Here is a 22973-nt window from a genome sequence, read left to right as displayed (position 1 = left end):
GTTTAGGGTCTTGGGGTGTCGAGAGTTGGGGACGGGACGACGCGGTTGGTGGTGATCCGGGGGAACTCGGGGTCGGGGAAGAGTACGACGGCGCAGGAGGTGCGGCGGCGGGTTGGGCGTGGGGTGGCTTGGGTCGAGCAGGACTACCTGCGCCGGATCCTGCTCCGTGAGCACGACCGGCCGGGTGCCCCGAATGTCGGGTTGATCGACCAGACCGTGCGCTACGCACTCGATGCCGGCTACCACGTGATCCTGGAGGGCATCCTCTACAGCCCGACGTACGGCGCGATGGTGCGGCAACTGATCGCCGACCATGCCGGCCCCACCGGCGTGTACTACTTCCAGCTCCCCTTCGACGAGACCGTGGAGCGGCATGCCACCCGCCCGCTCTCCAAGGTCGTCACACCGGAGCAGATGCGTGACTGGTACCAGCCCTGCGACCTCCTCGACGTACCGGGCGAGCAGATCATCGACGTCACCAGCACGCTGGACGACTCCGCCAACCGCATCATCGCCGACCTCGCCTGGACATCTGGCGGCGCTATCTCCCACCCAGTCGAGGACTGACTGGCTCCGGAAGGTAATGCAGAGTTCGGAGCGGTGAGAGCAGCCCGATGAGGGTGGCTCCGAGCATTGCTGTCGTCGAGAGGACGAGCGTGGGGCGGAGGCCGATGGTCGTGGCCAGGAGGCCGGAGGTCAGCGCACCCACGGATTGACCGCCGATCACCAGGGTGCGCCAGGTGGCATTGACCTGAGCCAGTTGGTGGGGTTCGACGAGGGATTGGCGCAGGGCGCGTTGCGGTACGGCGAACAGCGACATGCCGAGGCCAGCGAACGCCTGCCCCAGAAACACCAATGGCGCGAAGCCGACAGCCAGAGCGGCTCCAGCGAGGGACGCGACGAACTGGCCGGTGAGGTAGCCGCGGCCGACGCCGACCAGGCGGATCCACACAGGTGCGACCAGCGAGCCGACGACAGCGGCCACACCGAAGGCCGTGATCGCCACACCGACAAGCGCAGGTGCCCAGTGCAGCTCGCGGACCAGATACAAAACGATCAACGGCCCCTGCAACGAGCCGGCAATCGCACCGACCGCCGCAGACACCACCAGCGGCGCCAGCACCGGGCTCCCGAAGATCGCCCGCAGTCCAGCCGTCAGATGCACCTCCGACCGCTCCGCCGACACACGCCGAGGCTCACGAATCAGGTACGACGCCACCGCGGACACCACGTACGACACCGCATCGAAGAGGATCGCGAACGGCGCAGTCACCAACTGCACCAACAGGCCTGCCACCGACGGCCCTGCCGTAGACGCCACGTTCAGGTTGAGCAGATGCGCACTGTTCGCCCGGATGAGGTCGTCACGCGGTACGAGCGCCGGCAGCAACGTCATCGACGCCGTCTCCGACAGCAACGTCAGCACACCGGTCAGCACAGCCACCACGCATAGCTGCCACATTTGCAGCGCCCCCGCAGCAGCCGCCAGCGGGATCGACCCGAGCAGTAAAGCGCGCCCAACATCAGTCACCACCAGCACGCGCCGCAGCGACCACCGGTCCACCCAAACGCCCGCTGGCAGCCCAAAGACCAGATGCGGGAGCACAGTCAGCGCCGCCAGTACGCCTATCTCCACAGCCGACGCGTGCAGCGTCACCACAGCGACCAGCGGCAGTGCAACGGTGGTGATCGCACTGCCCGACGCGGAGACGAGCTGCCCGACCCACAGCTTTCTGAACTCACCCCTGACGACCCAAGCCATGCCGAGCAACCTGTCACCGAGCAGAGTCACCCGACTACGTCTGTTCGCCCCCAGCAGAGCCTGTTCACCGCCCGCGAAACACCCCACGCACTTGCACACGCCTGGACCAGACCGGTAAGCGCTTCCGTTACCGATGGTTACTGGCTAGGGTGCCGCCCTGTGTCGAGGGCGCGCTGGGGAGCGGCGCCGAGGGGGTTCTTGTGGTCAGGTTGCGGGTTGCTGCGGTCGCCTGTGCGGTCGTACTGGTGCCGGTTGTCGCAACTCAGGTGATGGCGGCCGATCCGCCGGAGCACCTGGGCGAGGGCGTACCGGTAGCCAACCGAACAGCCACGGCACAGGTCGGCGACGTCGGCCTGTCCGGCGCACGGGTGGTCACAACAGAGCAGGCCGACAACACCCTCTGGGAGACCAGCAACAACGGCGCCACCTGGACCGCGACCGGGGGCTCCAACGACACCAAGCCCTTCCAACTCGAGGGCACCAGCCTGCTGACCTTCCAAGCAGGCACGGCCAAGGTCAACGGCCTCACCTTCCCGGCGGCCGACGAGGTGATCCTGGGCAAGGGCGGCAAGCTCGTCTCCCACCGCACCCCGAACGCAGCCACGGCAGAGGTGTACGACGTGGCGACGAAGACCAAGCTGGCCGACTTCGCCCCGCCGTTCGCCCTGTCCGACTCGACGGTCTGGAAGATCACCGAGCCCGGACACCTCACCGGCAAAGACTTCACCACCGGCACGACCAAGACCGTCCTGGTCGCCAGTGCGTGCACACTCGGCCCGGACCGCGTGAACGGTCGCTGGGCGCTGCTCAGCGGTTGCAACCAGGTCGTTGACGTCAAGGGCCCCGAAGCCCCGCGCAACCTCACTGTGGCGGCCGACTCCCAGCTCGGCAACGGCTTCACGGTCCAGGAGACAGCCGAACAGAACCTGCTCGTCACCGACCTCAACGGCCAGGGACTCGGCCAGCGCCTCTATGGACCGGTCCGCAGCCAGCCCGCCAGCTTCCGTGCCGACGGTTCCGGCCTGGCCAAGATCGTGTACGCCGACCCGGACTCGAGAGCTCGCGTGATCACCCTCAGCTGGCTCACCGCGGACCCACAGCAGCGACCGGACACCGTCGCGCCAGTACTGACCAGCGCGTCAGCCGGCGATCGGATCCGCGACAACACGAGCCTGTCGTTCGAGTGGGCCTACACCGACCCACAGGACCCCAACTCCCCCGCGACCGGTGTCGACTCGTACGACCTGCGCATCCAGCAGCGCCCCAACCGCACCTCGCCGTATGGCGCTTGGAACCAGGTCCCCTCGTGGCAGGGTCTGAAGACGACCGGCGCCAGCTACACCGCACCGATCGGCACTGACACGTGCTGGCAGGTCAGAGCTCGCGACTACGCGGGCAACGTCAGCGCGTGGAGTACGTCGTACTGCAGTGAGGTCGACGGGACCGCGCCGTCTCTGGTCACCCTGCGGATCGGCGACCGGGTCGCGGTGACTGCGCCCGTCACCTTCCGCTGGGCGTACAAGGACGACACCGACGTGGAGTCGTACGACGTCGTCTACAAGATCGCCGCACCAGGTGTTGCCCTGGGCAAGTGGATCTACCCGCCGACCTGGCAGAACACCAAGATCACGTCGATCACCTGGACACCGCGGCTGGGCTGGGACGAGTGCTTCCTGGTCCGCTCCCGCGACTACCTCGGCAACCTGTCCGCCTGGTCGCCGCAGATCTGCACCGTCGCGCCCCAGGACGACCGCGCCCTGACGTCGGCCGGGTCCGTCACCCGCTCCACCAGCACCCTCGCGTTCCAGGGCACCACCTCGATCCTGAACACGAACGGCGCCTACCTGACCAAGGCGACCGAGGCCGGCGCCCGGATCGCACTGGTCGCCATCCACGGCCCGGGCCAGGGCCGCGTCGACGTCTACCACGCGAACATCAAGATCGGCACAGTCTCACTGGCAGCCACCACCACGGTCAGGAAGGTGACCTACCTGCCGATCACCCCATTCCGGACCGGCGCGGTCAAGATCGTCTCCACCTCGACGGCCCCGGCCACCATCGATGGCATCGCGTTCCTCAGGGTCAATCCGTAGACCTATCGCGATCCGTAATGACTGTGACCCCCGTCACCGCGTGGTGGCGGGGGTCGCCTATTGCGACACGAGGTAATTCATCACCAAGGAATGGAATTCGAAAGACAAGCGCTTACCCGTAGGCGATACTGGAAAGTGCGCCGTTTTCCGGTCGCGACCCTCCTTCTACGCCAAGCATGATGGGAAGTGCGCCCGTCCAGATGCCCTCAGAAAGACCTGCCCAAGCGCCCTCGATTGCAGCCCCTACCACCCGAGCACCCGAACGCAGCCGCAACCTCTGGCGGCTCCGCCCCTATCTCCGACCGCACAAGTGGCGCCTGGCGGTGATGTTCTCCACCGCCATGCTGGGCGTTGGCGTCAGCCTCACCGTCCCCCTCGTCACCCGCGCCATCATCGATGGTCCGGTCACCCGCCGCGAGCTCGACATGCTGGTCCCGCTCGCCCTCCTCGCCCTCGGGCTCAGCATCAGCGAGGTCCTGCTGGTCTGGGTCCGCCGCTGGGCCCAGTCCCGGACGGTCAGCGACCTCGAGGCCACGCTCCGGCACGACCTCTACGTCCGGTTGCAGTCGCTCCCGATGGAGTTCCACACCCGCTGGCAGAGTGGTCAACTGCTCTCCCGCGTCACCACCGACCTGTCCACCATTCGCCGGTTCATGGGCTTCGGCCTGCTGTTCCTGGTGATGAACATCCTCCAACTGGCGGTCGTCACCGCCCTGCTGCTGCGGCTGTACTGGCCGCTCGGCGTCGTCGTCCTGGCGGCGGCGGTGCCGATCATCGTGGTGTCGCTGAAGTTCGAGCGCAAGTACCTGGTGATCTCCCGCCAGGTCCAGGACCAGCAGGGCGACCTGGCCACCCAGATCGAGGAGTCCGCGCTCGGTTTCCGGGTGATCAAGGCGTTCGGCCGGCGTCAGCACGTCCAGCAGCAGTTCGACGACGGCGCGGTCTCGCTCTACGACACCTCGGTGGCGAAGGTCCGGCTGGCGTCGAGGTTCTGGAGCTTCCTCGGCGTGATCCCGAACCTGACGCTCGTGATCGTGCTGCTGCTCGGCGCGCTCGCGGTCGGCCGGGAGGCGATCACGCTCGGCACGCTGGTCGCGTTCATCACGCTGATGCTGTCGCTGATCTGGCCGGTCACGTCCCTCGGCGCCATCCTGGCGATGGCCCAGGAGTCGATGACCGCGGCGGACCGGATCAGCGAGATCCTGGACACCTGGTCCACCATCCAGTCCGGCGATGAGGAGCTGAAGCACCCGCGCGGCCATCTGCGGTTCGAGAACGTCAGCTTCCGGTTCTCACCCGACTCCCCCGAGATCCTGCACGACGTCAACCTCGACCTCACCCCCGGTACGACGCTCGCCCTGGTCGGCGCGACCGGGTCGGGCAAGACCACGCTCACCGCACTGGTGCCACGCCTGTACGACGTGACCGGTGGGCGCATCACCATCGACGGGCATGACCTGCGCGACCTGACCCTGCAGTCGCTGCGCGGCGCGGTCGCCTCCGCCTTCGACGACCCGACGCTGTTCTCGATGAGCGTCCGGGAGAACCTCACCCTCGGCCGGCCGGACGCGAGCGAGGCCGATATCGAGCAGGCGCTCCAGGTTGCACAGGCCGAATTCGTCAAGGACCTGCCGTGGGGTCTGGAGACCCGGGTCGGCGAGCAGGGCATGTCGCTGTCCGGTGGCCAACGGCAACGACTCGCACTGGCCCGGGCCGTGCTCGCCAAGCCCGCGGTCCTGGTGCTCGACGACACGCTGTCGGCACTCGACGTCCACACCGAGGCGCTGGTCGAGGAGGCGCTGCGCAACGTGCTCGCCGACACCACCGGCATCGTGGTGGCACACCGCGCGTCGACGGTGATGCTGGCCGACAAGGTCGCCCTGCTCCAGAACGGGACGATCACCCACGTCGGTACGCATCACGAGCTGCTCACCGACGTCCCGGCGTACCGGCAGCTGCTCGCAGCCGAGGAAGAGGAGGTGCACGCATGAGCACGACCCAGCAGACACCTCCGAAGGCCGAGACCGAGGAGGAGAGGCCGCCGGAAGAATCGTGGCGGGGGTACTTCGAGGACGAGGGCGACCGGGAGTTGACGCGGGCAACGACCATCCGGTTGAAGGAGGATTCCCGCAAGCTGCTCGGCGAGCTGCTCCGCCCGTACCACAAGCTGATCTGGATCCTGGTCGCGATCGTCATCGTCGAGAACGGCGCCCGGCTCGCGGTGCCGTACCTGGTCCACCTCGGCATCGACAACGGCATCCCGCCGATCCTGGCCGGTGAGGGCGCGACGACGCTGATCACCGTCGTGTGCACCGTGTTCGCGATGGCGTTGCTGCAGGCGTTCGCGCGGCAGCTGTTCCTGATGCGGTCCGGGAAACTCGGCCAGACCATCCTGCTCGGTCTGCGCCGCCGGGTGTTCGACCACTTCCAGCGGCTCAGCCCGTCGTTCCACGACAAGTACACGTCCGGCCGGGTGATCTCCCGGATGACCTCGGACGTCGGCGTGATCGACGAGATGCTCGCGAACGGGTTCGACGGCCTGGTCACGGCGCTACTGACCTTGATCGGTACGGCGATCCTGCTGCTGACGCTGGACTTCAAGCTCGGGTTGCTGGCGCTGCTGTCGTTCCCGGCGCTGGTCCTGATCACCGCCTGGTTCCGGCGCCGGTCCGCCATCGTCTACCGGCAGACCCGCGAGGCCGTCGTACTCGTCATCGTGCACTTCGTCGAGTCGATGACCGGGATCCGCGCGGTGCAGGCGTTCCGCCGGGAGCCGCGCAACGAGGAGATCTTCCACGGCGTCAACGACCGGTACCGGGCGGCGAACCTGGAGTCGTTCCGGCTGAACGCGATCTTCATGCCGTCGATCAAGGGCGTCGGCAACATCACCATCGTCGCGATCCTGGCGTACGGCGGTTACCAGGCCTACCACGGGCACGTGACGGTCGGCGTACTGACCGCGTTCCTGCTGTACCTGCGGCAGTTCTTCGAGCCGCTGCAGGACATCTCGCAGTTCTACAACACCTTCCTGTCCGCGAGTGCGGCGCTGGAGAAGCTGTCCGGTGTGCTGAACGAGAAACCCGACGTACCGGAGCCGGTGAAGCCGGCGCGTCCCGGTAAGTCGCGCGGGCACCTCGAGCTGCGCAACGTACGGTTCCAGTACGTCGACGGCGTACCGGTGCTACCCGGCCTCGACCTGGACGTGCCGGCCGGTCAGACCCTCGCACTGGTCGGTACGACGGGTGCCGGCAAGACCACGATCGCCAAGCTGGTGGCACGGTTCTACGACCCGACCAGCGGTCACGTGCTGCTGGACGGGACCGACCTGCGTGACCTCACCGAGGACGACCTGCGTGAGCGGGTGGTGATGGTGACCCAGGAGAACTTCCTGTTCACCGGCACGGTCGCGGACAACATCCGGTTCGGCAAACCGAGCGCCACACTCGACGAGGTGGTCGAGGCGGCCAAGGTGATCGGCGCGCACGACTTCATCATGGCGTTGCCGGAGGGCTACGAGACCCAGGTGGAGAAGCGCGGCAGCCGGCTGTCCGCCGGTCAGCGCCAGCTGGTCGCGTTCGCCCGGGCGTTTCTCGCGGATCCCGCCGTACTGATCCTGGACGAGGCGACGTCCAGCCTGGACATCCCCAGCGAGCGGCTGATCCAGCGCGCGTTGCGGACCATCCTGGCCGACCGTACGGCGATCGTCATCGCGCACCGGCTCTCCACGGTGGAGACCGCGGATCGCGTACTGGTCCTCGAATACGGCCGAATCATCGAGGACGGCGCGCCGGACGACCTGGTCACGACCGGAGGCCACTACTCCGGTCTACACCAGGCCTGGGAAGACTCCCTGGCCTGAGCTCAGTGTGATTGCGGGCGCGTGGGGTCGGTTACCCACGCGCCCGCTTCGCGCGCTCCTCCGTCGCACCGCCGCCCGGGTACGGAGACAGGTGGTGAAAATGCTGTGGCGGTGGCCGACCCCAGGGTGACAAGGTGGCGCGTATGCCTGAGGTCTTGCTGCCGCTGACGGTGAGAGATCTGACTGCCGAGGACCTGCACCCCGGTTTCTCCGGGTGGTCAGAGACCCACCGCGCGGGCACACTCGAGGCGCTCGACCGGGCGAAGCGGGGCGAGGTCGACTTTCTCGCGGTCTGTCCGCCGTCCGGTATTCCGGTGGCGACCGGCGGGGTCGACTACGCCAAGCCATCGGGGATCCCAGTGCTCTGGCAGCTTTCGGTTGATGCGCCCCTGCAGTCCTGTGGCATTGGCACGGTCCTCATCCAGGCATTGGAGCAGCGGATCCGCGACCGCGGCCTCACCTGGGCCGAGCTGGGAGTCGACGAGAACCATCCACGCCCGCGCGCACTCTATGAACGCCTCGGCTACGTCGTCACCGGCCGCGAACCTGGCGCCTGGGACCAGGAGGCGCCGGACGGCACGGTCACTCGCTACGAAACGATGATCACAGTCCTGCGCAAGAAGCTCTCCTAGTCCTCGACCTGATGTACCACCGTCGCGGTCGAACGCCTATCTACCGACAGGCGGTCGAAGTATTCTCGATCGGTGACGCCCAGCCATTCACGCGCCGGGTTGATTGGGCGGCGAGAGGAGTGTCGGGCTCTCGACGTCCTCTTGGAGGGCGTCAGGGCGGGGCGTAGTGCTGCCCTGGTTCTGCGTGGCGAGGCCGGCATCGGGAAGACCGAATTGCTGAAGTACCTTCTCGACAGTTCCTCTGGTTGCCGCACGGTGAGGGCTGCCGGCGTTCAGTCCGAGATGGAGCTCTCCTACGCCGGCGTGCACCAGCTCTGCACCCCGCTGCTCACCGGTTTGGACCAGCTTCCCGGGCCGCAACGAGACGCGCTCGCCACGGCGTTCGGTCTGCGCACCGGGAACGCGCCCGACCGGTTCCTCGTCGGCCTGGCCGTTCTGAGCCTCCTCGCGGAAGCCGGAGGGAGCCAGCCGCTGGTCTGTCTCATCGACGACGCGCAGTGGCTTGATCAAGCATCGGCACTGACCTTGGGGTTCGTCGCCCGGCGACTGCTCGCGGAATCGGTCCTGCTCGTCTTCGCCGTCCGCGAACCCACACCCGACAAGACTCTCGCCGGCCTCCCCGAGCTGCCCGTCAACGGCCTGTCGGAGCGCGACTCCAAGACCCTCCTCAGCTCCGTCATCACCGGTCCGCTCGACCAGCGGGTGCGCGATCGCATCGTGGCCGAGGCGCGCGGCAACCCGTTGGCCCTGCTCGAGCTGCCTCGCGGGTGGACCGCAGCGGAGACGGCCGGCGGATTCGGACATCCGGAGTCCCGGCCGTTGTCGAGCCAGCTCGAGAGGGAGTTCCTCCGCCGCGTCGAGTCGCTCCCGGCCGCGAGCCGACGCCTGATGTTCACCGCGGCCGCCGATCCGGTCGGCGACGTGAGGTTGTTGAGGCGGGCGGCCGAGCGGATGGGCATCGACGTGGACGCCGCCGCGTCCGACGTCTCGGAGCTGCTGACCCTCGACGCTCCCGTGCGCTTCCGGCATCCGCTGGTGCGCTCGGCGGCGTACCGAGCGACACCCGTGGCGGATCGCCAGATCGCCCATCGGGCTTTGGCGGAATCGATCGACGCCGACGTCGAGCCCGATCGCCGGGCCTGGCATCGGGCGCAGGCCGCGCCAGGCCCTGACGAGGACGTCGCCGCGGAACTCGAGCGCTCGGCAGCCCGGGCCCAGGCTCGTGGCGGCATTGCAGCGGTCGCCGCGTTCCTCGAGCGCGCCTCAGACCTGACGCAAGATCCCGCCCGCCGCTCGCAGCGCGCACTGGAGGCCGCGCAAGCGAAGTTCCAGGCCGGGGCGTTCGAGCCGGCGGCGGATCTCCTCGCGACGGCAACCGCCGGACAGCCCGACGAGCTCACGCGCGCACGGATCGACGTACTGCGTGCCGCGATCGCGTTCGCACAAGGCCGTGGCAAGGAGGCCCCTCCGTTACTGCTCACCGCCGCTCGCCGACTCGAGCAGCTCAACGTCGCAATCGCTCGTGAGACCTATCTGGAAGCGGTCGCGGCAGTGATCTTCGCCGGCCACCTGGCGCGCAGCCCAGGGTGGCGGGAGGTAGGCGAGGCGGCGCGTGGGGCGCCACCAGCCCAGCTGCAGCGCACGACCGACAAGCTGCTGGATGCCCTAGCCGTGCGTCTCACCGACGGCTTCGCGCCATCCGTGCCGATGATCGACCAAGTCCTCACAGCGTTCTCTGACGAGGACGTTCCCGTCCAGGAGTCGATGCGGTGGCTGCTGCTTGCCGGAGTCATCTCGGCGGACCTTTGGGACCTCGAGCGCTGGGACATGGTCACGGCCCGTCACGTGTCAATCATTCGCGAGGCCGGCGCGCTCAGCGAGCTCCCGCTGGCACTCGACTCGTCCGCCGTCGTACACGTCTTCGCCGGCGACCTGGCGGCGGCTGCGTCGATGATCGAGGAGGTGAGGACGGCGAGTGCGGCGATCGGTAGCAACCAGCCGCCGTTCGGGGCTCTCGCGTTGGCCGCCGTTCGGGGCCACGAGCGCGAGGCACGCACGCTGATCGCGGCAACGATCAACGAGGCCACGCAGCATGGCCAGGGACTCGGGGTCACCGTCGCACACTTCCACCACGCGGTGCTCTGCAACGGCCTCGGCCAGTACGACCAGGCAATGACCGCGGCCCAGGCGGCGGCAACACATCAGGAGCAGTTCGGCGCGCCGCAGTGGGCCTTGGCCGAACTGGTCGAGGCGGCCGCACGGACCGGCGCGTCCGAGGCGGCTTCCGACGCGCTCGAGCAACTCGCGGAGTCGACACAGGCCAGCGGCACCGACTGGGCGCTCGGTGTCGAGGCGCGCTCACGCGCACTTCTGAGCGAAGGCGCCGCTGCGGAGACCCTCTACCGTGAGGCGATCGAGCGGCTCTCCAAGACTCGGGTCCGCGTCAACCTGGCGCGCGCGCATCTCCTGTACGGCGAGTGGCTACGCGGAGAGAACCGCCGCGTCGACGCTCGTACGCAACTGGACATCGCCCACGAGATGCTGACCCAGTTCGGGGCCGACGCATTCGCCGAACGGGCTCGCCGCGCGCTGCAGGCCATCGGAACGAAAGTGCGCAAACGGACCGTTCCGACATCCACCGCCCTCACTGCTCAGGAGACGCAGATCGCTCATCTCGCCGGCGACGGGCTCACCAACACCGACATCGGCGCCAGGTTGTTTCTCAGCCCCCACACCGTCGAGTGGCACCTCCGCAAGGTGTACTCCAAGCTCGGCATCGCCTCCCGCAGAGAAATCCCCGCCGTCCTCCCCCAGGCCGCAGCAACCTCGGCCTAGCGTCACGGGTGGCCGACGCTAAACGCCAGATGGGGCGGTTTCGTATTCCTCGTCGGTTACCGGCGCAAGCCAGTGAACTACGTCGTGGTCGGGGTCGGACTCGTTGAGGGCGAGGTGGACCATGACGCGGTTGGGGGCAGCGCCGTGCCAGTGTTCCTCGTCGGCCTCGAAGAGGACGCGGTCGCCCGGGCGGATGACCTCGATGGGGCCGCCGCGCCGCTGGCACAGGCCGATGCCTTCGGTGACGAAGACTGTCTGGCTCAGGGGGTGGCGATGCCAGTGGGTACGGGCGCCCGGCATGAAGTGGACCAGGTTCGCGGTGAGCCGCGACGGCGGCGGGGCTGCGGCGACGGCGTCGATGTATACGTCGCCGGTGAACCAGTCGGCCGGCCCCTTGGCCGTGTCGACGGTGCTGCGGGTGATCTGCATAGGGTCCTCTAGCTGTTCATCGTCGGTGTTTCTGCCTGTGCTGCCCACGAGCCGAGCAGCTGGAGTCGTTCGGCGGACGGCGAACCGGGTTCGGCGGTGTAGACCAGGAGCACCAGCCCTGGCTCGGCGGTGATCGCGAGTTCTTCGTACGCGAGGGTGAGTTCGCCGACGACGGGGTGGTTGAACCGCTTGGTGCCGCTCCCGTGGGTGCGTACGTTGTGGTCCGCCCACAGGCGGCGGAAGATCTCACTGCGGGTGGAGAGCTCGCCAACGAGGTCCTGGAGTCCGCGGTCGTGCGGGTCGCGGCCCGCTTCGGCGCGCATGACGCCGACACACATCTCAGCGAACAGGTCCCAGTCGGGGTAGAAGTCTCGCGCGGCCGGATCCAGGAACTGGAACCGGGCCAGGTTCGGGGTTCGACCGCTGTCACCGATGACGGGTGAGTAGAAGACTCGACCGAGGGCGTTCGTCGCGATCAGGTTCTGCTGCGGGTCCCGGACGAACGCGACCCCGTCCGTGATCGCCTCCAGCGTCCACTGAAGGCTCAGCCGCGATGCCGCCTTGCTCGGTGTCCGACGGCGCGGGCGACCCGAGGTCGGGATCCCATCAGCGGCCCGGGCGAGGTCGGACAGGTGAGCTCGTTCGGTCTCGTCCAGTTGCAGCGCTCGGGCGAGCGCGTCGAGTACGCCGGTGGAGGCCCCGGCGATCTGGCCGCGCTCGAGCCGGGCGTAGTACTCGACACTGAGGCCTGCGATCGATGCGACCTCGCTGCGCCGCAGACCAGGGACGCGCCGGGAACCGGTGGTCGGGAGGCCGACCTGGTCCGGAGTGATGCGGGCGCGACGAGTGGTGAGGAACTCGCGCACCTCCTGACGGTTGTCCATGACAACGAGACTAGGCCGCGCGCACCGGCCGCAGAACGGTGAAGGGTGCCCTGTGAGTACGTCCCTTCACAGTGACTTCCACCGCGTCGATCCACCGGATTCACTCGACCCGTGGCCCTTCGTTCGGCCAGTAATCCACCGACAAGATGTGAAGAGGAGCGCTCGATGCGCCAGGTTGTCATGCACGGACCCGGGAACGTCCAGGTCGAAGACCGCGAGGACCCGAAGATCCTCGAACCGACCGACGCGATCATCCGCCTGTCGGCGACCTGCATCTGCGGCAGCGACCTGTGGCCGTACCGCGGCGCCGAGCCCGTCGACCACCAGGTCATGGGCCACGAGTACGTCGGCGTCGTCGAGGAGGTCGGTCCGGACGTGCGCACCATCAAGGTCGGCGACTTCGTCATCGGATCCTTCTGGGCCTCCGACAACACCTGCGAGATCTGCCTGGCCGGCTACCAGGCGTACTGCGTGCACCGTGTCCTGATGGGCACCATCGGCACCCAGTCCGAGCGGGCCCGCATCCCGCTGGCCGACGGCACCCTCGTCGCCACCCCGGGAATGCCCGCTCCCGACCTGATCCCGTCCCTGATGGCGGCCTCCGACGTACTCGGGACCGGCTGGTTCGCCGCTGTCGCCGCCCAGGCCGCTCCGGGCAAGACGGTCGCGGTCGTCGGCGACGGCGCCGTCGGGCTGCTGGGCATCCTGGCCGCCAAGCAGCTCGGCGCCGAGCGGATCATCGCGTTCAGCCGTCACGCCGATCGCCAGGCCCTCGCCCGGGAGTTCGGTGCCACCGACATCGTCGAAGAACGTGGGGACGACGGCGTGGCCCGGGTGAAGGACCTGACTGCCGGGCTCGGAGCCCACTCGGTCATCGAAGCCGTCGGCACCCAGGAGGCGATGATGCAGGCCATTCGCTCAACCAGGCCGGGTGGCCACGTCGGGTTCGTCGGCGTCTCCCACGACGTCTCCATTCCCGGTGACGAGCTGTTCATGGCGGGCGTCCACATCCACGGCGGGCCGGCCCCGGTCCGGCAGTACCTGCCCGAACTCATCCAGCTCATCTGGGACTGCAAGATCAACCCCGGCAAGGTCTTCGACCTCACCCTGCCCCTCGACCGGGCAGCCGAGGGCTACCAAGCCATGGACCAGCGCACCGCCACCAAAGTCCTTCTCACCGTCTGACCGAGATGAACCAATGAAGCCTGTTCGCCGCAGCGTGCTGACTTCCACGGTCATGTTTGGCCCTGGCTGCCTGCGGATCCAACGCCACGTCTGACAACGCGAATCAAGCCGGCCAACCAACGGCACCGGCCACGAGCGCTTCCGTCGACCCGCCGGCCGGATCGCCATCGACAACTCGGCCCAGCTCAGGACCTCTGCCTTCCCCGCTGTCTCTCGACGGTCAGCCGGTCGGCGCGGACCCCGACATCGGTGACGTCGGGTACTACGCCCCCGGCAACGATCTCGTCCTCTACTACGGCGACCAGTCGTACCACAACGGAATCGTCGTCCTCGGCCGCATGCACGGTGACGCCGCCCGGCGCATCGCCACCATGGAGGGCTCCATCAAAGTTCTGCTCCAGGCCTGACACCCTCCCCGCTACCTGAAGAGGCTTGATGCAACAACAAGTCCCGTTGCCCCCGGACGTCGCCTGGTCGAGGCCGCCCCTGCTGACGGCGCGTCGTCAGGCCCGGCTGACCGCCGGGCTGGTCGCGACCGTGGTGTTCCTGACCGCCATCGCACCGCTGGCCACCGACATGTACGTCCCGGCGTTCCCGCAGGTCGCCGGGGAGCTGTCCACCACCGCGACGCAGGTTCAGCTCACGCTGACGACCTTCTTCGTCGGCATGGCGCTCGGCCAACTGGTCGGCGGGCCGATTTCGGATCAGCGCGGTCGGCGGATTCCGTTGCTCGCCGCCGTACTGGTCATGACCGCGGCCTCGATCGTGTGCGCGCTCGCGCCCACCATCGGAGTGATGACGGTGGCCCGGTTCGTCCAGGGATTCGCGGGCGGGTGGGCGATGGTGATCGGGCGGGCGATCATCGTCGACCTGGCCACCGGCGCCCGGCTGGTCCGGGTCCTGAACGTCATCGCCGCTGTCGGCGGCATCGCCCCCATCCTCGGCCCGCTCCTCGGCGGGTTGATCCTGCAGTTGTCCCACTGGCGGGTCTCGTTCTGGCTCGTCGCCGCACTAGGGCTGGCGATGACCTCGGCCGTCGTGGTCGCGGTGCCCGAATCACTGCCGCAGGTACGTCGGCACGCCGGCGGACTGCGAAACTTCCTCACCGCTGGACGGATCGTCCTCGGCAACCGCGAGTACGTCGGCTATCTGCTGGTCGCTGGTGCTGCGATGGGCGCGCTGTTCGCCTACGTCGCCACCTCCGCGTTCGTGCTGCAGACCATGAACGGGCTCTCGCCCATCGCATACTCGATCGACTTCGCGGTCAACGCCGCCGGAATGACCGCGGCCGCGCTCGTCGCCGCCCGGCTCGCCGGCCGGGTCTCGACCCGCAAGCTCATCCTGACCGGGCAGATCGCCGCACTGGCCGCCGGCATCGCGATGCTGGCCGGTGCCCTCTGGTTCAGCACACCACTGAGTTTGGCGATCGTGTGCTTCTTCGTCCTGATGACCGCCCAAGGCCTCATCATCCCCAACGGCGGCGCCCTCGCATCCGCCGCAGTACCGGACCATCCCGGCACCGGTGCAGCCGTGCAGGGTTTCGTCCAATGGGTCGCCGCCGGAACGATCGCCCCGCTCGCCGGCCTCGGCGGCACCACAACCGCCGTTCCGATGGCGGTGCTGATGACCGCGTGCGCCGCAGCATCCTTGGCCGGCCTATACACAGCCCAGCGATGAGCTAGGTGCTGTGGTGGAAGGCCTCGACTACTTGCTGGACTCGGTACGCGCTGGCGAAGTCTGCCAGGTCTGGAGTGTGCTCACCGCGGATCGCGCGGGCGAAGAGGGACAGCCGGGTGGTCTCCGATCCAGGTTCGCCGGTCAGGATGACCGGTTGCCAGCCGTTGCCCTCCGCAACGAACAGGTCGCGCCAGTTGCTCAGGCGATGGGACTGGCGTGACCCCCGCAGTACCCACTCATAGGTCGTCGGCTGGGCGCCCACGACTCCGGTCAGTTGCACCGGGATGTCACCGGCCCGCATCAAGCCGTACGCCGCCATCTCGCTGCCGGCACCGCAGTGGTCCAGTACGCCGTGGACCAGCTCGAGCGGCCCGACCAGCCGGTCGGTCAGGTAGGCGAAATGCGAGAACACCTCGCGGACGAACCCACCTTGCGCCCGCTCGCCCACCCACGTCGCCGCGGCCTGGAACTCTCGCGGCCAGACCGGGAAGGCCAACTGGATCTCCACCGCCAGCACCTCACCGACGCGGCCGTCCGCGATCGCCGCTTCGACGTACCGGGTGGATTGCCGATCCGACAGCGAGAAGTTGACCGCCGCCGCGCGGCCGCTCGCCTGTGCGGCTGACAGCATCGCCTCCGCGTCAGCGGCCGACACCGACAGCGGCTTCTCACAGAACACCGCCTGCCCGGCCTGCAGAGCCGGTACGACGAGCGCCGCGTGCGTACCGGGTGGAGTCGCGATGTAGACCGCGTCCACGTCATCCGAGCCGATCACGTCCTTGGTCTCCGTGCTGAAGGCAACGGAGGGGTGCTCGGCGCCGAGTCGCGCGATCGTGGCGGGATCGAGGTCGGCTGCCCGCGTCACGGTGAAGTCCGGGTGCGGCAGGGCAGCGGTGAACAACTCGCGGCCCATCGCGCCGAGTCCGACGATGCCGAGGCGGATCGGGGTCGATGTCATGCGGCCAAGTGTCTCGTGAGCAGTCCTGTCGGAGCAGGCCGGTAGCGTGACGGACATGCTGACGACGCTGGCGGTGGAGAACTACCGGTCACTGCGGCGGTTGGTCATGCCCCTGCGCGGGCTGAACGTCGTGACCGGCGCGAATGGGACCGGGAAGTCCAGCCTGTACCGCGCACTCCGCCTCCTCGCCGACGCGTCCCGCAACGGCGCCGTCGCAGCGTTGGCCCGCGAAGGCGGTCTCCAATCGACGCTGTGGGCAGGCCCGGAGCACGTCCGCAAAGACCGGCCGGTGCAAGGGACGGTGCGGACCGGACCGGTCGCCCTCCGGATGGGATTCGCCTCCGAGGACTACGGCTATGCGGTCGACTTCGGGCTGCCGATACCGACGATGGGTGTCCGCAACGAACCGTCGGCGTTCAACCTCGATCCGGAGATCAAGCGTGAGGCGCTCTGGGCGGGGCCGTTCTTGCGGCCCGCCGCACTGCTCGTCGAGCGGGGTGGTGGTGGAGCGCGGATCCGCGACGGCGACGGTCAGTGGCAGGACGCCGGCCATGTGCTGCAGTCGTTCGACAGCATGCTGAGCGAGTTCGCCGACCCACAACGGGCGCCCGAACTGCTCGCACTGCGGGAGCGGATGCGCGCCTGGCGGTTCTACGACCACCTGCGCACCGACGCGGACGCGCCGGCCCGGCAGGCACAGATCGGCACCCGCACCCCGATCCTCGGTCCCGAGGGAGCGGACGTCGCGGCCGCGCTCCAGACCATCCGCGAGATCGGAGCCAAGGGAGCGCTCGACGAGGCGATCGAGTTGGCGTTCCCCGGCAGCCGAGTGGAGATCGTCAACGCCGCCGGCCGGTTCGAGATCGCGTTCCGTCAGCACGGTCTACTCCGGCCGTTGTCCGGCGGCGAACTCTCCGACGGCACACTCAGATACCTCCTCTGGGTCGCCGCCCTACTCACCCCACGACCGCCCGAGCTCCTCGTCCTCAACGAGCCCGAAACCAGCCTGCACCCAGACCTCCTACCCGCCTTGGCAAACCTCGTCGTCACCGCCGCGAAAGACACACAGGTCATCGTCGTCACCCACTCCCGCCCGTTCCTCGCCTCCCTCGATGCCCTAGCCGACGACCTCCACACCATCGAGCTCATCAAAGACCACGGCGCCACCACCATCGCCGACCAACGCCCCCTCGACGAACCACCCTGGAAGTGGCCGTCGCGCTAGTGAATCCAGATCGCACCGCCGTCTGGCAGTCGGGACCTCGCACGGCGCCTCGATCCACGATGGTTGGCCGTGTAGGCGGGACTCCACGAGGTGGTCGCGAAGCGGGCGACGTAGGAGCCCCCGCACCGCGGGCGACAGCACGCGCACCACGGGCGACAGCACGCAAGACCGCGGGCGGCAGCACGCGAGATCGCGGGCGAGAGCACGCAACTCATCGTCGGGCGGGCGGGAGCGCCGGCGAGCACGCGACGGAGGAGCGCGCGTAGCGGTGCGTGGGAAGAAAACTCAGTCTTTGATGGATTCGAAGCGGACCAGGATGACGGAGCCGATCGCGGACAGGACGAAGCCGGTGATGGCGCCGGGCCACCAGCCCGCGCGGACGGCGTCGTCGAGGACGAAGACGCCTACGGCTGCGGGGGTGATCGTCTGGAGGGCGATCATCGGGGTGGTTGCGAGCGTTACCGAGCCTCGTTGGAGGGCCAGGGAGTAGAGGATGAAGGCGAGGGCTCCGCTGATCGGGAGGGTGTACGTCGTTGGGCTGCGGAGGAGCTCGCCGATCGAGCCGTCCTCGAGCAATCGGGCTGAGATGGCGACACCGGCGTACCCGAGACCTGCGAGGAGGCCGAGTAGCGCGGTGGAGACGCCGTGTTGGGAACGGCTGGCGAGGGCGCCGAGTACGGCGATGACCACCAGGCCGACGATGATGCCGATGGTGAGGCCCTGGTGGCGGGCGCTGTCGCCCTGGTCACCGGCCGACACGGCGAGTAGGCCGAGGCCGACGCAGACCGCGATGACCGCGGACCATTCGAGTGCGCTCAGCTGGTCCGACATCAGCCGGGTCGCGAGCAGGGCGGTGACCACCAGGCTGGCCGCGATCCCGGCCTGGGCGAGGTAGAGCGGAAGCTGGCGCAGGGCAACGAAGTGCAGCGCGAAGCCGGCCAGGTTCAGCACCAGCGCGGCGAGGAACGCGGGCTGCTTGAGCAACGCGATGACGAACGCGCCGAGCCGCCGCGGGTCGAGTTCCGACTCGGTCGGCACCTTGCGCGAACCGACGGCCTGCAGGATCGAGGCGATACCGAACAGCACCGCGGCACCGAGTGCCGCGCTGAGACCAAGGACCACTTACGAGACCTTGCGTCTGGGTACCCAGAACGTCAGATACAGGCTGAGCACCCCGTAGTACAAGAGATAGGACAGTGAGACGGCGACCACGATGGCGTTCGGGTTCGGCATCTGGGCGAGCAGTACGGCGTACGACGCCAGCCAGATCGCGGTGGTGAGCAGGTTCAGCGACCGGAACGCCTTGGTCCTGGACGGGTAGACGTACTTCACCGGGACGAACACCAGGATCGAGCAGACGACCAGGATCACACCGGTGGTGACCGGGCTGAGACCGAGGATCACCACGTAGAACGCGACCACGTTCCAGTAACTGGGGAAGCCGAGGAAGAAGTGGTCGTCGGTCTTCGCGTCGACCCGGCAGAACTGGTAGCTGGAGGCAAGCAACGGCAACGCGGCCAGTATCGGGCCCCAGGCGCCGGACGGCAGGTAGTCGCCGGTCCAGAGCAGCACGATCGGGGCGAACGCGTAGGTCAGGTAGTCGACGATGTTGTCCAGCATCGCGCCGTCGAACCACGGGATGGTCTCCTTCACCCGCAGCCGGCGAGCGAGCATCCCGTCGGTCCCGTCGATCACCAGTGCGGCCAGGCCGAGCCAGAGCGCTCGGACGGCGTCGCCGTCGACGGCGGCGATGACGATGAGCAGCGCGAGCACCGTTCCGCTCGCGGTATAGGCATGCAGTGCCAGTCCGGCCAGACGCAACCGCGTCGACCCGACGAACGGTTCCTGCACCGCGTCGTGTGTGGTCAGGACGACTCCCAGAACTCGGTCGACGCAGCGCGCGCCGGGCCCGGTCAACGAAACCGGGCCGGCCCCAGCGTCTCACAACCGCTGGGCTGCTCTGCTCACCCTGTGCCGTTCCGCCGTGGATCTGTTCACAGACCTTACCGGGATGGCCCGGACCTTCCCCCTGATGCGCGGGGGCGGAGCTCTGCTCGTCCTGGTCGGACTAGGTCTGGTGGTCGGCGGAGTCGGCGGTCGCCGCTGGCTGCTCCCCGGGGGTTGATCACCGGCGCCGCACTCGCCGTCCTGGTGATGATGGTCGGCGGTATCACCAAGACCATCTTCGAAGAGCTCAGGTCCACTTCCTGATCCTGGCGCGTCCTCGCACGGACCGATCTGCGGACTGCTCGGCCTGCTGTGCATCATCAACGCAGGATCGGTCTGCTGGTCCCCGGCGTCCCGTACCGGGTGCTCTGGGTGACCGACGGCGTCCTGAAGATCGCCGCCGGTTCCACCATGGTCTGGCTCAGCTACCGGGTCTAGTTGACCGGCTCCAGCACGAACTGCGGGATCTTGCGGGAGGTCTTGGTCTGGTACTCGGCGTACGGCGGGTAGGCCGCGACCGAGCGCTGCCACCACTCGTCGTACTCCTCGCCCTCGATCTCACGGGCGACGTACTCCTTGGTGACGTCGCCGTCCTGCAGCGTGAGCTTCGGGTCGGCCTTCAGGTTGTAGTACCAGACCGGGTTCTTCGGCGCGCCACCGAGCGAGGCGACGGCGGCGTACACGCCGTTGTGCTCGACCCGCATCAACGGCACCTTGCGGATCTTGCCCGACTTGGCGCCGCGCATGGTCAGCAGCACGACCGGCATGCCCATGATGTCGACCGCTTCCGTGGTCCCGGCCGCCTCGACCTTCTCCACCTGAGTGCGAACCCAGCCGGTCGGGCTCGGGGCGTAGTCGTCACTGTTCGATGTCATGTCACCGATCTTAATGGTGATGCGTCACCATCAACAATCACCGCGCGTCGCCGCCCGACTCCCTGACAGAAGAAGGGTTCTCGGCCAGCACGGCCTCGACCTGGGCTGTTTCGGCGATCTCGGCGATCACCGCCAGCCGGCGGTCCCACTGAGCGGCGACATCCGCGATCCAGGCCGCGGTCTCGGTCAAGGCCTGGGAGCGCAACTCGAAGCGCACGTCCCGGCCCATCCGGCGACTCTCGACCAGCCCGGCCTCCCGCAGTACGGCGAGATGCTGCACCACGGCCTGCCGTGTCACCGGCAACTCCCCCGCCAACGACGTCGCCGTCCGCCCGCCACCAGCGGCGAGCAACTCCACCACGGCCCGCCGGGTCGCATCACCCAACGCCCCCAGCACCCCGTCCACGCTGACGACGGGAGCCCCAGAACCGACGGAAGCGTCCATCACAACGACGGCGCCAGCTCCGTGAGAGCGGCAAGACCACCGTCCCAACCCTGCGCCGACTCCTCGGCCCGTTTGACCTGCTCCTCCGCCGAGAGCTCCAGCCGATCGAATCCGCTCTCCACCACCAGCAGCCTGGTCCCCTCACCTTCCGGTGTGAGGGTGAACTCCACCAGGTTCGAGTTCCCCGGCGCCGGGTCCACACCGGGATCGACGGCGTACCGATAGGCGAACCGCCGCCCCGGCTCCACCTTCTCCACGAACCCGAGATACTCCCCGTGCTCGTCCCACCGCATCACCAGCCGCCCACCCGGCCGCAGGTCGATCTCCGCTCCACCGAACGCGTACCACCGGGCAAAGTTCTCGGGCTGCGTCACGGCCGCCCACACCACCTCCGGCCGCGCCTCGACGTACACCTCACGCTCCACCCTGGTCTCCATGCCTCCACCCTGCCACCCTAAGGTCGGATGTGCAAGTCACCACTTTCACATCAGACGGCGCAGGACTGGAGCTGGGTCGCGGTGGCGATGGTGGCCTCGATCCACCGGCGGCGGAGGAAGTGGGCCTTGAGGAGACGGTGGACGCCGTCCAGGACGACCAGGCGCCCGCGATAGGCGACCAGGTTGATCGGATGGTCGAGGTCGGCGTCCATCACCCGCTGGTAGTGGGCGCGGAAGTTCATCGGGGTGGCGGCGACCTGGTTCGGGGTGACCTTGAACCGTTCGCCGTCGAGCTGCCACAGCGGCAGGTCGAACATCCAGATCAGATCGGCGACCTCCACCGGCTCGACCTTCAGATCGAGCTCCCACAGCTTCTCCAGCTGCCAGCGGTACGGCGGGAACACATCGCGGACCGAGTCCGGCATCAACGCGAGCAGCTCTTCGAACGAGACGTCCGGCGCAGCCCGGTCGGCCTCCGCGTCGAAGCAGACATCCTTGTCGATCGTCACGACCGTGCAGGCTACGCCATCCCCGGAGCCATCCCTGGAGCCATCCCCGGACCGATAGCACCGGCCGTCCGCACGCCCCGATGTCAGCCGAGTGCCGACCGATGGATGATCACGATCGCGGAGTCGTCCCCCGGACCGCCGGCCTCGTCGACCAGTTCCTTGGCACCGCCCTGGAACCCCTGTGCGACCAGGCGTTCCGCGTGCCCCGCCAGCCGGTCCGTCCCCCGGCCGATGTCCCGCCGCGGCGTCTCGACCATCCCGTCGCTGTAGAGGAACAACGCATCCCCCGGTTTCAGCTGCCCGTGGTTCACCGCGAACTCCGGCGCCTCCATCAACCCGAGCAACGGCCCGTCGGCGTCCCGTGTCTGCCACCGTCCCGACCACGCGTCGAACTGGATCGCGGGCGGATGGCCGGCCGTCCGTACGTCGAAGTCCCCGGTCTTCAGGTCGACCGCGACATGCACGACGGTGGCGAAGTCGTCGTCCCAGTCCTGGCGCCGGATGTAGCGGTTCGCCGACGGCAGGAACTCCTCCTCCGGCACGACGCCGAGCAGTCCGCCGAACGCACCGGACAACAGCAGCGCCCGGGTGCCCGCGTCGATTCCCTTGCCCGAGACATCGACCAGCGCGACCTCGAGGACGTCGCCACGGGTCGTCGACACGACGAAGTCACCGGAGAACGTCGATCCGCCGGCCGAGCGGATCTCCACCTCGGCGAGCCAGCCGGCCGGCAGCGACGGCAACTCGCCCTGCGCGGTGAGGATGTCGCGCAACTCCATCAGCATCGACTCACCACGCGTCCCCGGCACTCCGAGCCGGCTGCGCACCTTGGCATTGGTCAGCATGATCCAGCCGATGACCGCGAGGACCAGCACAAAGCCGATCCGGGGCAGCGTCAGTCCGCGGGACAGGACGATGTACGCGCCGAACGTCACCGTGATCCCGGTCAGCGCCACCAGTTCGCGGAACCTCAGCAGCAGGCCGCCGAGCACCAGCGGGATGATCAGCAAGGAGGCCGGCACCAAGGTCTGCCAGACCAGGCCGGAGACGGCAAAGACGACAGACGTCAGCGCCAGCGCGACGAAGGCGAGCCGATGGGACCGGCGGGCCCGTCGCCCCAGCCATTCGACCCGGCGGCCGATCCGTCGTACCTCAGCGAGACCGCCACTCCTGTTCATGGTGTGAAGAAGATAACGGGACTGACCGGTCCGCGCATCCAGT

Annotated in this window: 23 protein-coding genes and 1 pseudogene; 13 read left to right on the top strand and 11 right to left on the bottom strand. The window is 68.3% G+C overall.

What is annotated here, in order from left to right; genetic code table 11:
• Positions 1–15: 15 nt before the first annotated feature.
• The gene (locus tag ACGFIF_RS38600) at positions 16–567 is read left to right on the top strand and encodes a kinase (protein WP_393161733.1); all 552 of its coding nucleotides are present in this window, start codon (positions 16–18) and stop codon (positions 565–567) included.
• On the opposite strand, the gene ACGFIF_RS38595 is transcribed toward ACGFIF_RS38600, so the two are convergent.
• Complete coding sequence (locus tag ACGFIF_RS38595; RefSeq protein ID WP_393161731.1) at positions 542–1762, bottom strand: MFS transporter; 1221 nt, start codon at positions 1760–1762, stop codon at positions 542–544. The genes ACGFIF_RS38600 and ACGFIF_RS38595 overlap by 26 nt on opposite strands.
• Positions 1763–1962: 200 nt before the next feature.
• Here ACGFIF_RS38595 and ACGFIF_RS38590 point away from each other — a divergent pair, with 200 nt between their 5' ends.
• The 6 genes and pseudogenes from ACGFIF_RS38590 to ACGFIF_RS38565 all read left to right on the top strand — a co-directional run bounded on the left by ACGFIF_RS38590 (position 1963) and on the right by ACGFIF_RS38565 (position 11181).
• The gene (locus ACGFIF_RS38590; protein WP_393161729.1) at positions 1963–3855 is read left to right on the top strand and encodes a hypothetical protein; all 1893 of its coding nucleotides are present in this window, start codon (positions 1963–1965) and stop codon (positions 3853–3855) included.
• 326 nt (positions 3856–4181) lie between these two features.
• A complete protein-coding gene (locus ACGFIF_RS38585) occupies positions 4182–5846 on the top strand; it encodes an ABC transporter ATP-binding protein (protein ID WP_393161726.1) in 1665 nt (554 codons plus the stop codon).
• Positions 5843–7714 carry an ABC transporter ATP-binding protein gene (locus ACGFIF_RS38580; protein WP_393161724.1) on the top strand — a complete coding sequence of 624 codons (1872 nt, stop codon included), beginning with the start codon at positions 5843–5845 and terminating at the stop codon, positions 7712–7714. Before ACGFIF_RS38585 ends, ACGFIF_RS38580 begins: the two co-directional genes overlap by 4 nt.
• A 143-nt stretch (positions 7715–7857) precedes the next feature.
• On the top strand, positions 7858–8346 hold the full coding sequence (locus ACGFIF_RS38575; RefSeq protein WP_393161721.1) for a GNAT family N-acetyltransferase: 489 nt from the start codon (positions 7858–7860) through the stop codon (positions 8344–8346).
• Positions 8347–8418: 72 nt separating this feature from the next.
• A pseudogene (locus ACGFIF_RS38570) lies at positions 8419–8904 on the top strand (AAA family ATPase); the annotation flags it as partial.
• A 330-nt stretch (positions 8905–9234) separates the two neighbouring features.
• On the top strand, positions 9235–11181 hold the full coding sequence (locus tag ACGFIF_RS38565; protein ID WP_393161963.1) for a LuxR C-terminal-related transcriptional regulator: 1947 nt from the start codon (positions 9235–9237) through the stop codon (positions 11179–11181).
• A gap of 18 nt (positions 11182–11199) precedes the next feature.
• Here the strand turns inward: ACGFIF_RS38565 and ACGFIF_RS38560 are convergent, their stop codons facing one another.
• Together ACGFIF_RS38560 and ACGFIF_RS38555 are read right to left on the bottom strand one after the other, a co-directional pair.
• Entirely contained in the window at positions 11200–11610 is a 411-nt protein-coding gene (locus ACGFIF_RS38560) for a cupin domain-containing protein (protein ID WP_393161719.1), read from the bottom strand.
• Positions 11611–11618: 8 nt separating this feature from the next.
• The gene (locus ACGFIF_RS38555; RefSeq protein WP_393161717.1) at positions 11619–12494 is read right to left on the bottom strand and encodes a helix-turn-helix transcriptional regulator; all 876 of its coding nucleotides are present in this window, start codon (positions 12492–12494) and stop codon (positions 11619–11621) included.
• 165 nt (positions 12495–12659) lie between these two features.
• Between ACGFIF_RS38555 and ACGFIF_RS38550 the strand changes: the two genes are divergently transcribed.
• The 3 genes from ACGFIF_RS38550 to ACGFIF_RS38540 are packed head-to-tail and all read left to right on the top strand — an operon-like array spanning position 12660 to position 15356.
• A complete protein-coding gene (locus ACGFIF_RS38550) occupies positions 12660–13679 on the top strand; it encodes a zinc-dependent alcohol dehydrogenase family protein (protein WP_393161715.1) in 1020 nt (339 codons plus the stop codon).
• A 56-nt stretch (positions 13680–13735) separates the two neighbouring features.
• On the top strand, positions 13736–14086 hold the full coding sequence (locus tag ACGFIF_RS38545) for a cyclophilin-like fold protein (protein ID WP_393161712.1): 351 nt from the start codon (positions 13736–13738) through the stop codon (positions 14084–14086).
• Positions 14087–14114: 28 nt separating this feature from the next.
• On the top strand, positions 14115–15356 hold the full coding sequence (locus ACGFIF_RS38540) for a multidrug effflux MFS transporter (protein WP_393161710.1): 1242 nt from the start codon (positions 14115–14117) through the stop codon (positions 15354–15356).
• A gap of 1 nt (position 15357) precedes the next feature.
• On the opposite strand, the gene ACGFIF_RS38535 is transcribed toward ACGFIF_RS38540, so the two are convergent.
• A complete protein-coding gene (locus tag ACGFIF_RS38535; RefSeq protein WP_393161708.1) occupies positions 15358–16314 on the bottom strand; it encodes a Gfo/Idh/MocA family protein in 957 nt (318 codons plus the stop codon).
• A gap of 55 nt (positions 16315–16369) precedes the next feature.
• Here ACGFIF_RS38535 and ACGFIF_RS38530 point away from each other — a divergent pair, with 55 nt between their 5' ends.
• Complete coding sequence (locus tag ACGFIF_RS38530) at positions 16370–17539, top strand: AAA family ATPase (protein WP_393161706.1); 1170 nt, start codon at positions 16370–16372, stop codon at positions 17537–17539.
• A gap of 285 nt (positions 17540–17824) precedes the next feature.
• On the opposite strand, the gene ACGFIF_RS38525 is transcribed toward ACGFIF_RS38530, so the two are convergent.
• Both ACGFIF_RS38525 and ACGFIF_RS38520 read right to left on the bottom strand, forming a co-directional pair.
• Positions 17825–18661, bottom strand: coding sequence for a hypothetical protein (locus ACGFIF_RS38525; RefSeq protein WP_393161704.1), 837 nt, complete (start codon positions 18659–18661; stop codon positions 17825–17827).
• Positions 18662–19390, bottom strand: a complete 729-nt coding sequence (locus ACGFIF_RS38520) for a CDP-alcohol phosphatidyltransferase family protein (protein ID WP_393161702.1) — start codon at positions 19388–19390, stop codon at positions 18662–18664. It abuts the gene before it with no gap.
• Between the two features lie 133 nt (positions 19391–19523).
• Between ACGFIF_RS38520 and ACGFIF_RS38515 the strand changes: the two genes are divergently transcribed.
• Both ACGFIF_RS38515 and ACGFIF_RS38510 read left to right on the top strand, forming a co-directional pair.
• Entirely contained in the window at positions 19524–19664 is a 141-nt protein-coding gene (locus ACGFIF_RS38515) for a hypothetical protein (RefSeq protein WP_393161700.1), read from the top strand.
• A 134-nt stretch (positions 19665–19798) separates the two neighbouring features.
• Positions 19799–19924 carry a hypothetical protein gene (locus ACGFIF_RS38510; protein WP_393161698.1) on the top strand — a complete coding sequence of 42 codons (126 nt, stop codon included), beginning with the start codon at positions 19799–19801 and terminating at the stop codon, positions 19922–19924.
• Here ACGFIF_RS38510 and ACGFIF_RS38505 read toward each other — a convergent pair.
• The 5 genes from ACGFIF_RS38505 to ACGFIF_RS38485 form a co-directional block, all read right to left on the bottom strand.
• Positions 19921–20361, bottom strand: coding sequence for a nitroreductase family deazaflavin-dependent oxidoreductase (locus tag ACGFIF_RS38505; RefSeq protein WP_393161696.1), 441 nt, complete (start codon positions 20359–20361; stop codon positions 19921–19923). The genes ACGFIF_RS38510 and ACGFIF_RS38505 overlap by 4 nt on opposite strands.
• A 37-nt stretch (positions 20362–20398) precedes the next feature.
• A complete protein-coding gene (locus ACGFIF_RS38500; RefSeq protein WP_393161694.1) occupies positions 20399–20806 on the bottom strand; it encodes an ArsR/SmtB family transcription factor in 408 nt (135 codons plus the stop codon).
• Entirely contained in the window at positions 20806–21243 is a 438-nt protein-coding gene (locus tag ACGFIF_RS38495) for an SRPBCC domain-containing protein (RefSeq protein ID WP_393161692.1), read from the bottom strand. The genes ACGFIF_RS38500 and ACGFIF_RS38495 overlap by 1 nt, the downstream gene beginning before the upstream one ends.
• A gap of 50 nt (positions 21244–21293) precedes the next feature.
• Positions 21294–21752 carry a hypothetical protein gene (locus tag ACGFIF_RS38490; RefSeq protein WP_393161690.1) on the bottom strand — a complete coding sequence of 153 codons (459 nt, stop codon included), beginning with the start codon at positions 21750–21752 and terminating at the stop codon, positions 21294–21296.
• A gap of 83 nt (positions 21753–21835) precedes the next feature.
• The gene (locus ACGFIF_RS38485) at positions 21836–22930 is read right to left on the bottom strand and encodes a PP2C family protein-serine/threonine phosphatase (protein WP_393161688.1); all 1095 of its coding nucleotides are present in this window, start codon (positions 22928–22930) and stop codon (positions 21836–21838) included.
• Between the last annotated feature and the right edge of the window lie 43 nt (positions 22931–22973).

Origin of the sequence: Kribbella sp. NPDC049174 (assembly GCF_043197365.1) — a bacterium.
Lineage (GTDB): Bacteria > Actinomycetota > Actinomycetes > Propionibacteriales > Kribbellaceae > Kribbella.
Note: the sequence above shows the minus strand (reverse complement) of the source record. Positions and strands in the feature narration are given on the sequence as shown.

What these genes read in the sequence shown, in the direction of transcription:
- ACGFIF_RS38595 (WP_393161731.1), bottom strand. Translation starts at nt 1,762, where the DNA reads ATGGCTTGGGTCGTCAGGGGTGAGTTCAGAAAGCTGTGGGTCGGGCAG.
- ACGFIF_RS38585 (WP_393161726.1), top strand. Translation starts at nt 4,182, where the DNA reads ATGTTCTCCACCGCCATGCTGGGCGTTGGCGTCAGCCTCACCGTCCCC.
- ACGFIF_RS38580 (WP_393161724.1), top strand. Translation starts at nt 5,843, where the DNA reads ATGAGCACGACCCAGCAGACACCTCCGAAGGCCGAGACCGAGGAGGAG.
- ACGFIF_RS38575 (WP_393161721.1), top strand. Translation starts at nt 7,858, where the DNA reads ATGCCTGAGGTCTTGCTGCCGCTGACGGTGAGAGATCTGACTGCCGAG.
- ACGFIF_RS38565 (WP_393161963.1), top strand. Translation starts at nt 9,235, where the DNA reads ATGTTCACCGCGGCCGCCGATCCGGTCGGCGACGTGAGGTTGTTGAGG.
- ACGFIF_RS38560 (WP_393161719.1), bottom strand. Translation starts at nt 11,610, where the DNA reads ATGCAGATCACCCGCAGCACCGTCGACACGGCCAAGGGGCCGGCCGAC.
- ACGFIF_RS38555 (WP_393161717.1), bottom strand. Translation starts at nt 12,494, where the DNA reads ATGGACAACCGTCAGGAGGTGCGCGAGTTCCTCACCACTCGTCGCGCC.
- ACGFIF_RS38550 (WP_393161715.1), top strand. Translation starts at nt 12,660, where the DNA reads ATGCGCCAGGTTGTCATGCACGGACCCGGGAACGTCCAGGTCGAAGAC.
- ACGFIF_RS38540 (WP_393161710.1), top strand. Translation starts at nt 14,115, where the DNA reads ATGCAACAACAAGTCCCGTTGCCCCCGGACGTCGCCTGGTCGAGGCCG.
- ACGFIF_RS38535 (WP_393161708.1), bottom strand. Translation starts at nt 16,314, where the DNA reads ATGACATCGACCCCGATCCGCCTCGGCATCGTCGGACTCGGCGCGATG.
- ACGFIF_RS38530 (WP_393161706.1), top strand. Translation starts at nt 16,370, where the DNA reads ATGCTGACGACGCTGGCGGTGGAGAACTACCGGTCACTGCGGCGGTTG.
- ACGFIF_RS38505 (WP_393161696.1), bottom strand. Translation starts at nt 20,361, where the DNA reads ATGACATCGAACAGTGACGACTACGCCCCGAGCCCGACCGGCTGGGTT.
- ACGFIF_RS38500 (WP_393161694.1), bottom strand. Translation starts at nt 20,806, where the DNA reads ATGGACGCTTCCGTCGGTTCTGGGGCTCCCGTCGTCAGCGTGGACGGG.
- ACGFIF_RS38495 (WP_393161692.1), bottom strand. Translation starts at nt 21,243, where the DNA reads ATGGAGACCAGGGTGGAGCGTGAGGTGTACGTCGAGGCGCGGCCGGAG.
- ACGFIF_RS38485 (WP_393161688.1), bottom strand. Translation starts at nt 22,930, where the DNA reads ATGAACAGGAGTGGCGGTCTCGCTGAGGTACGACGGATCGGCCGCCGG.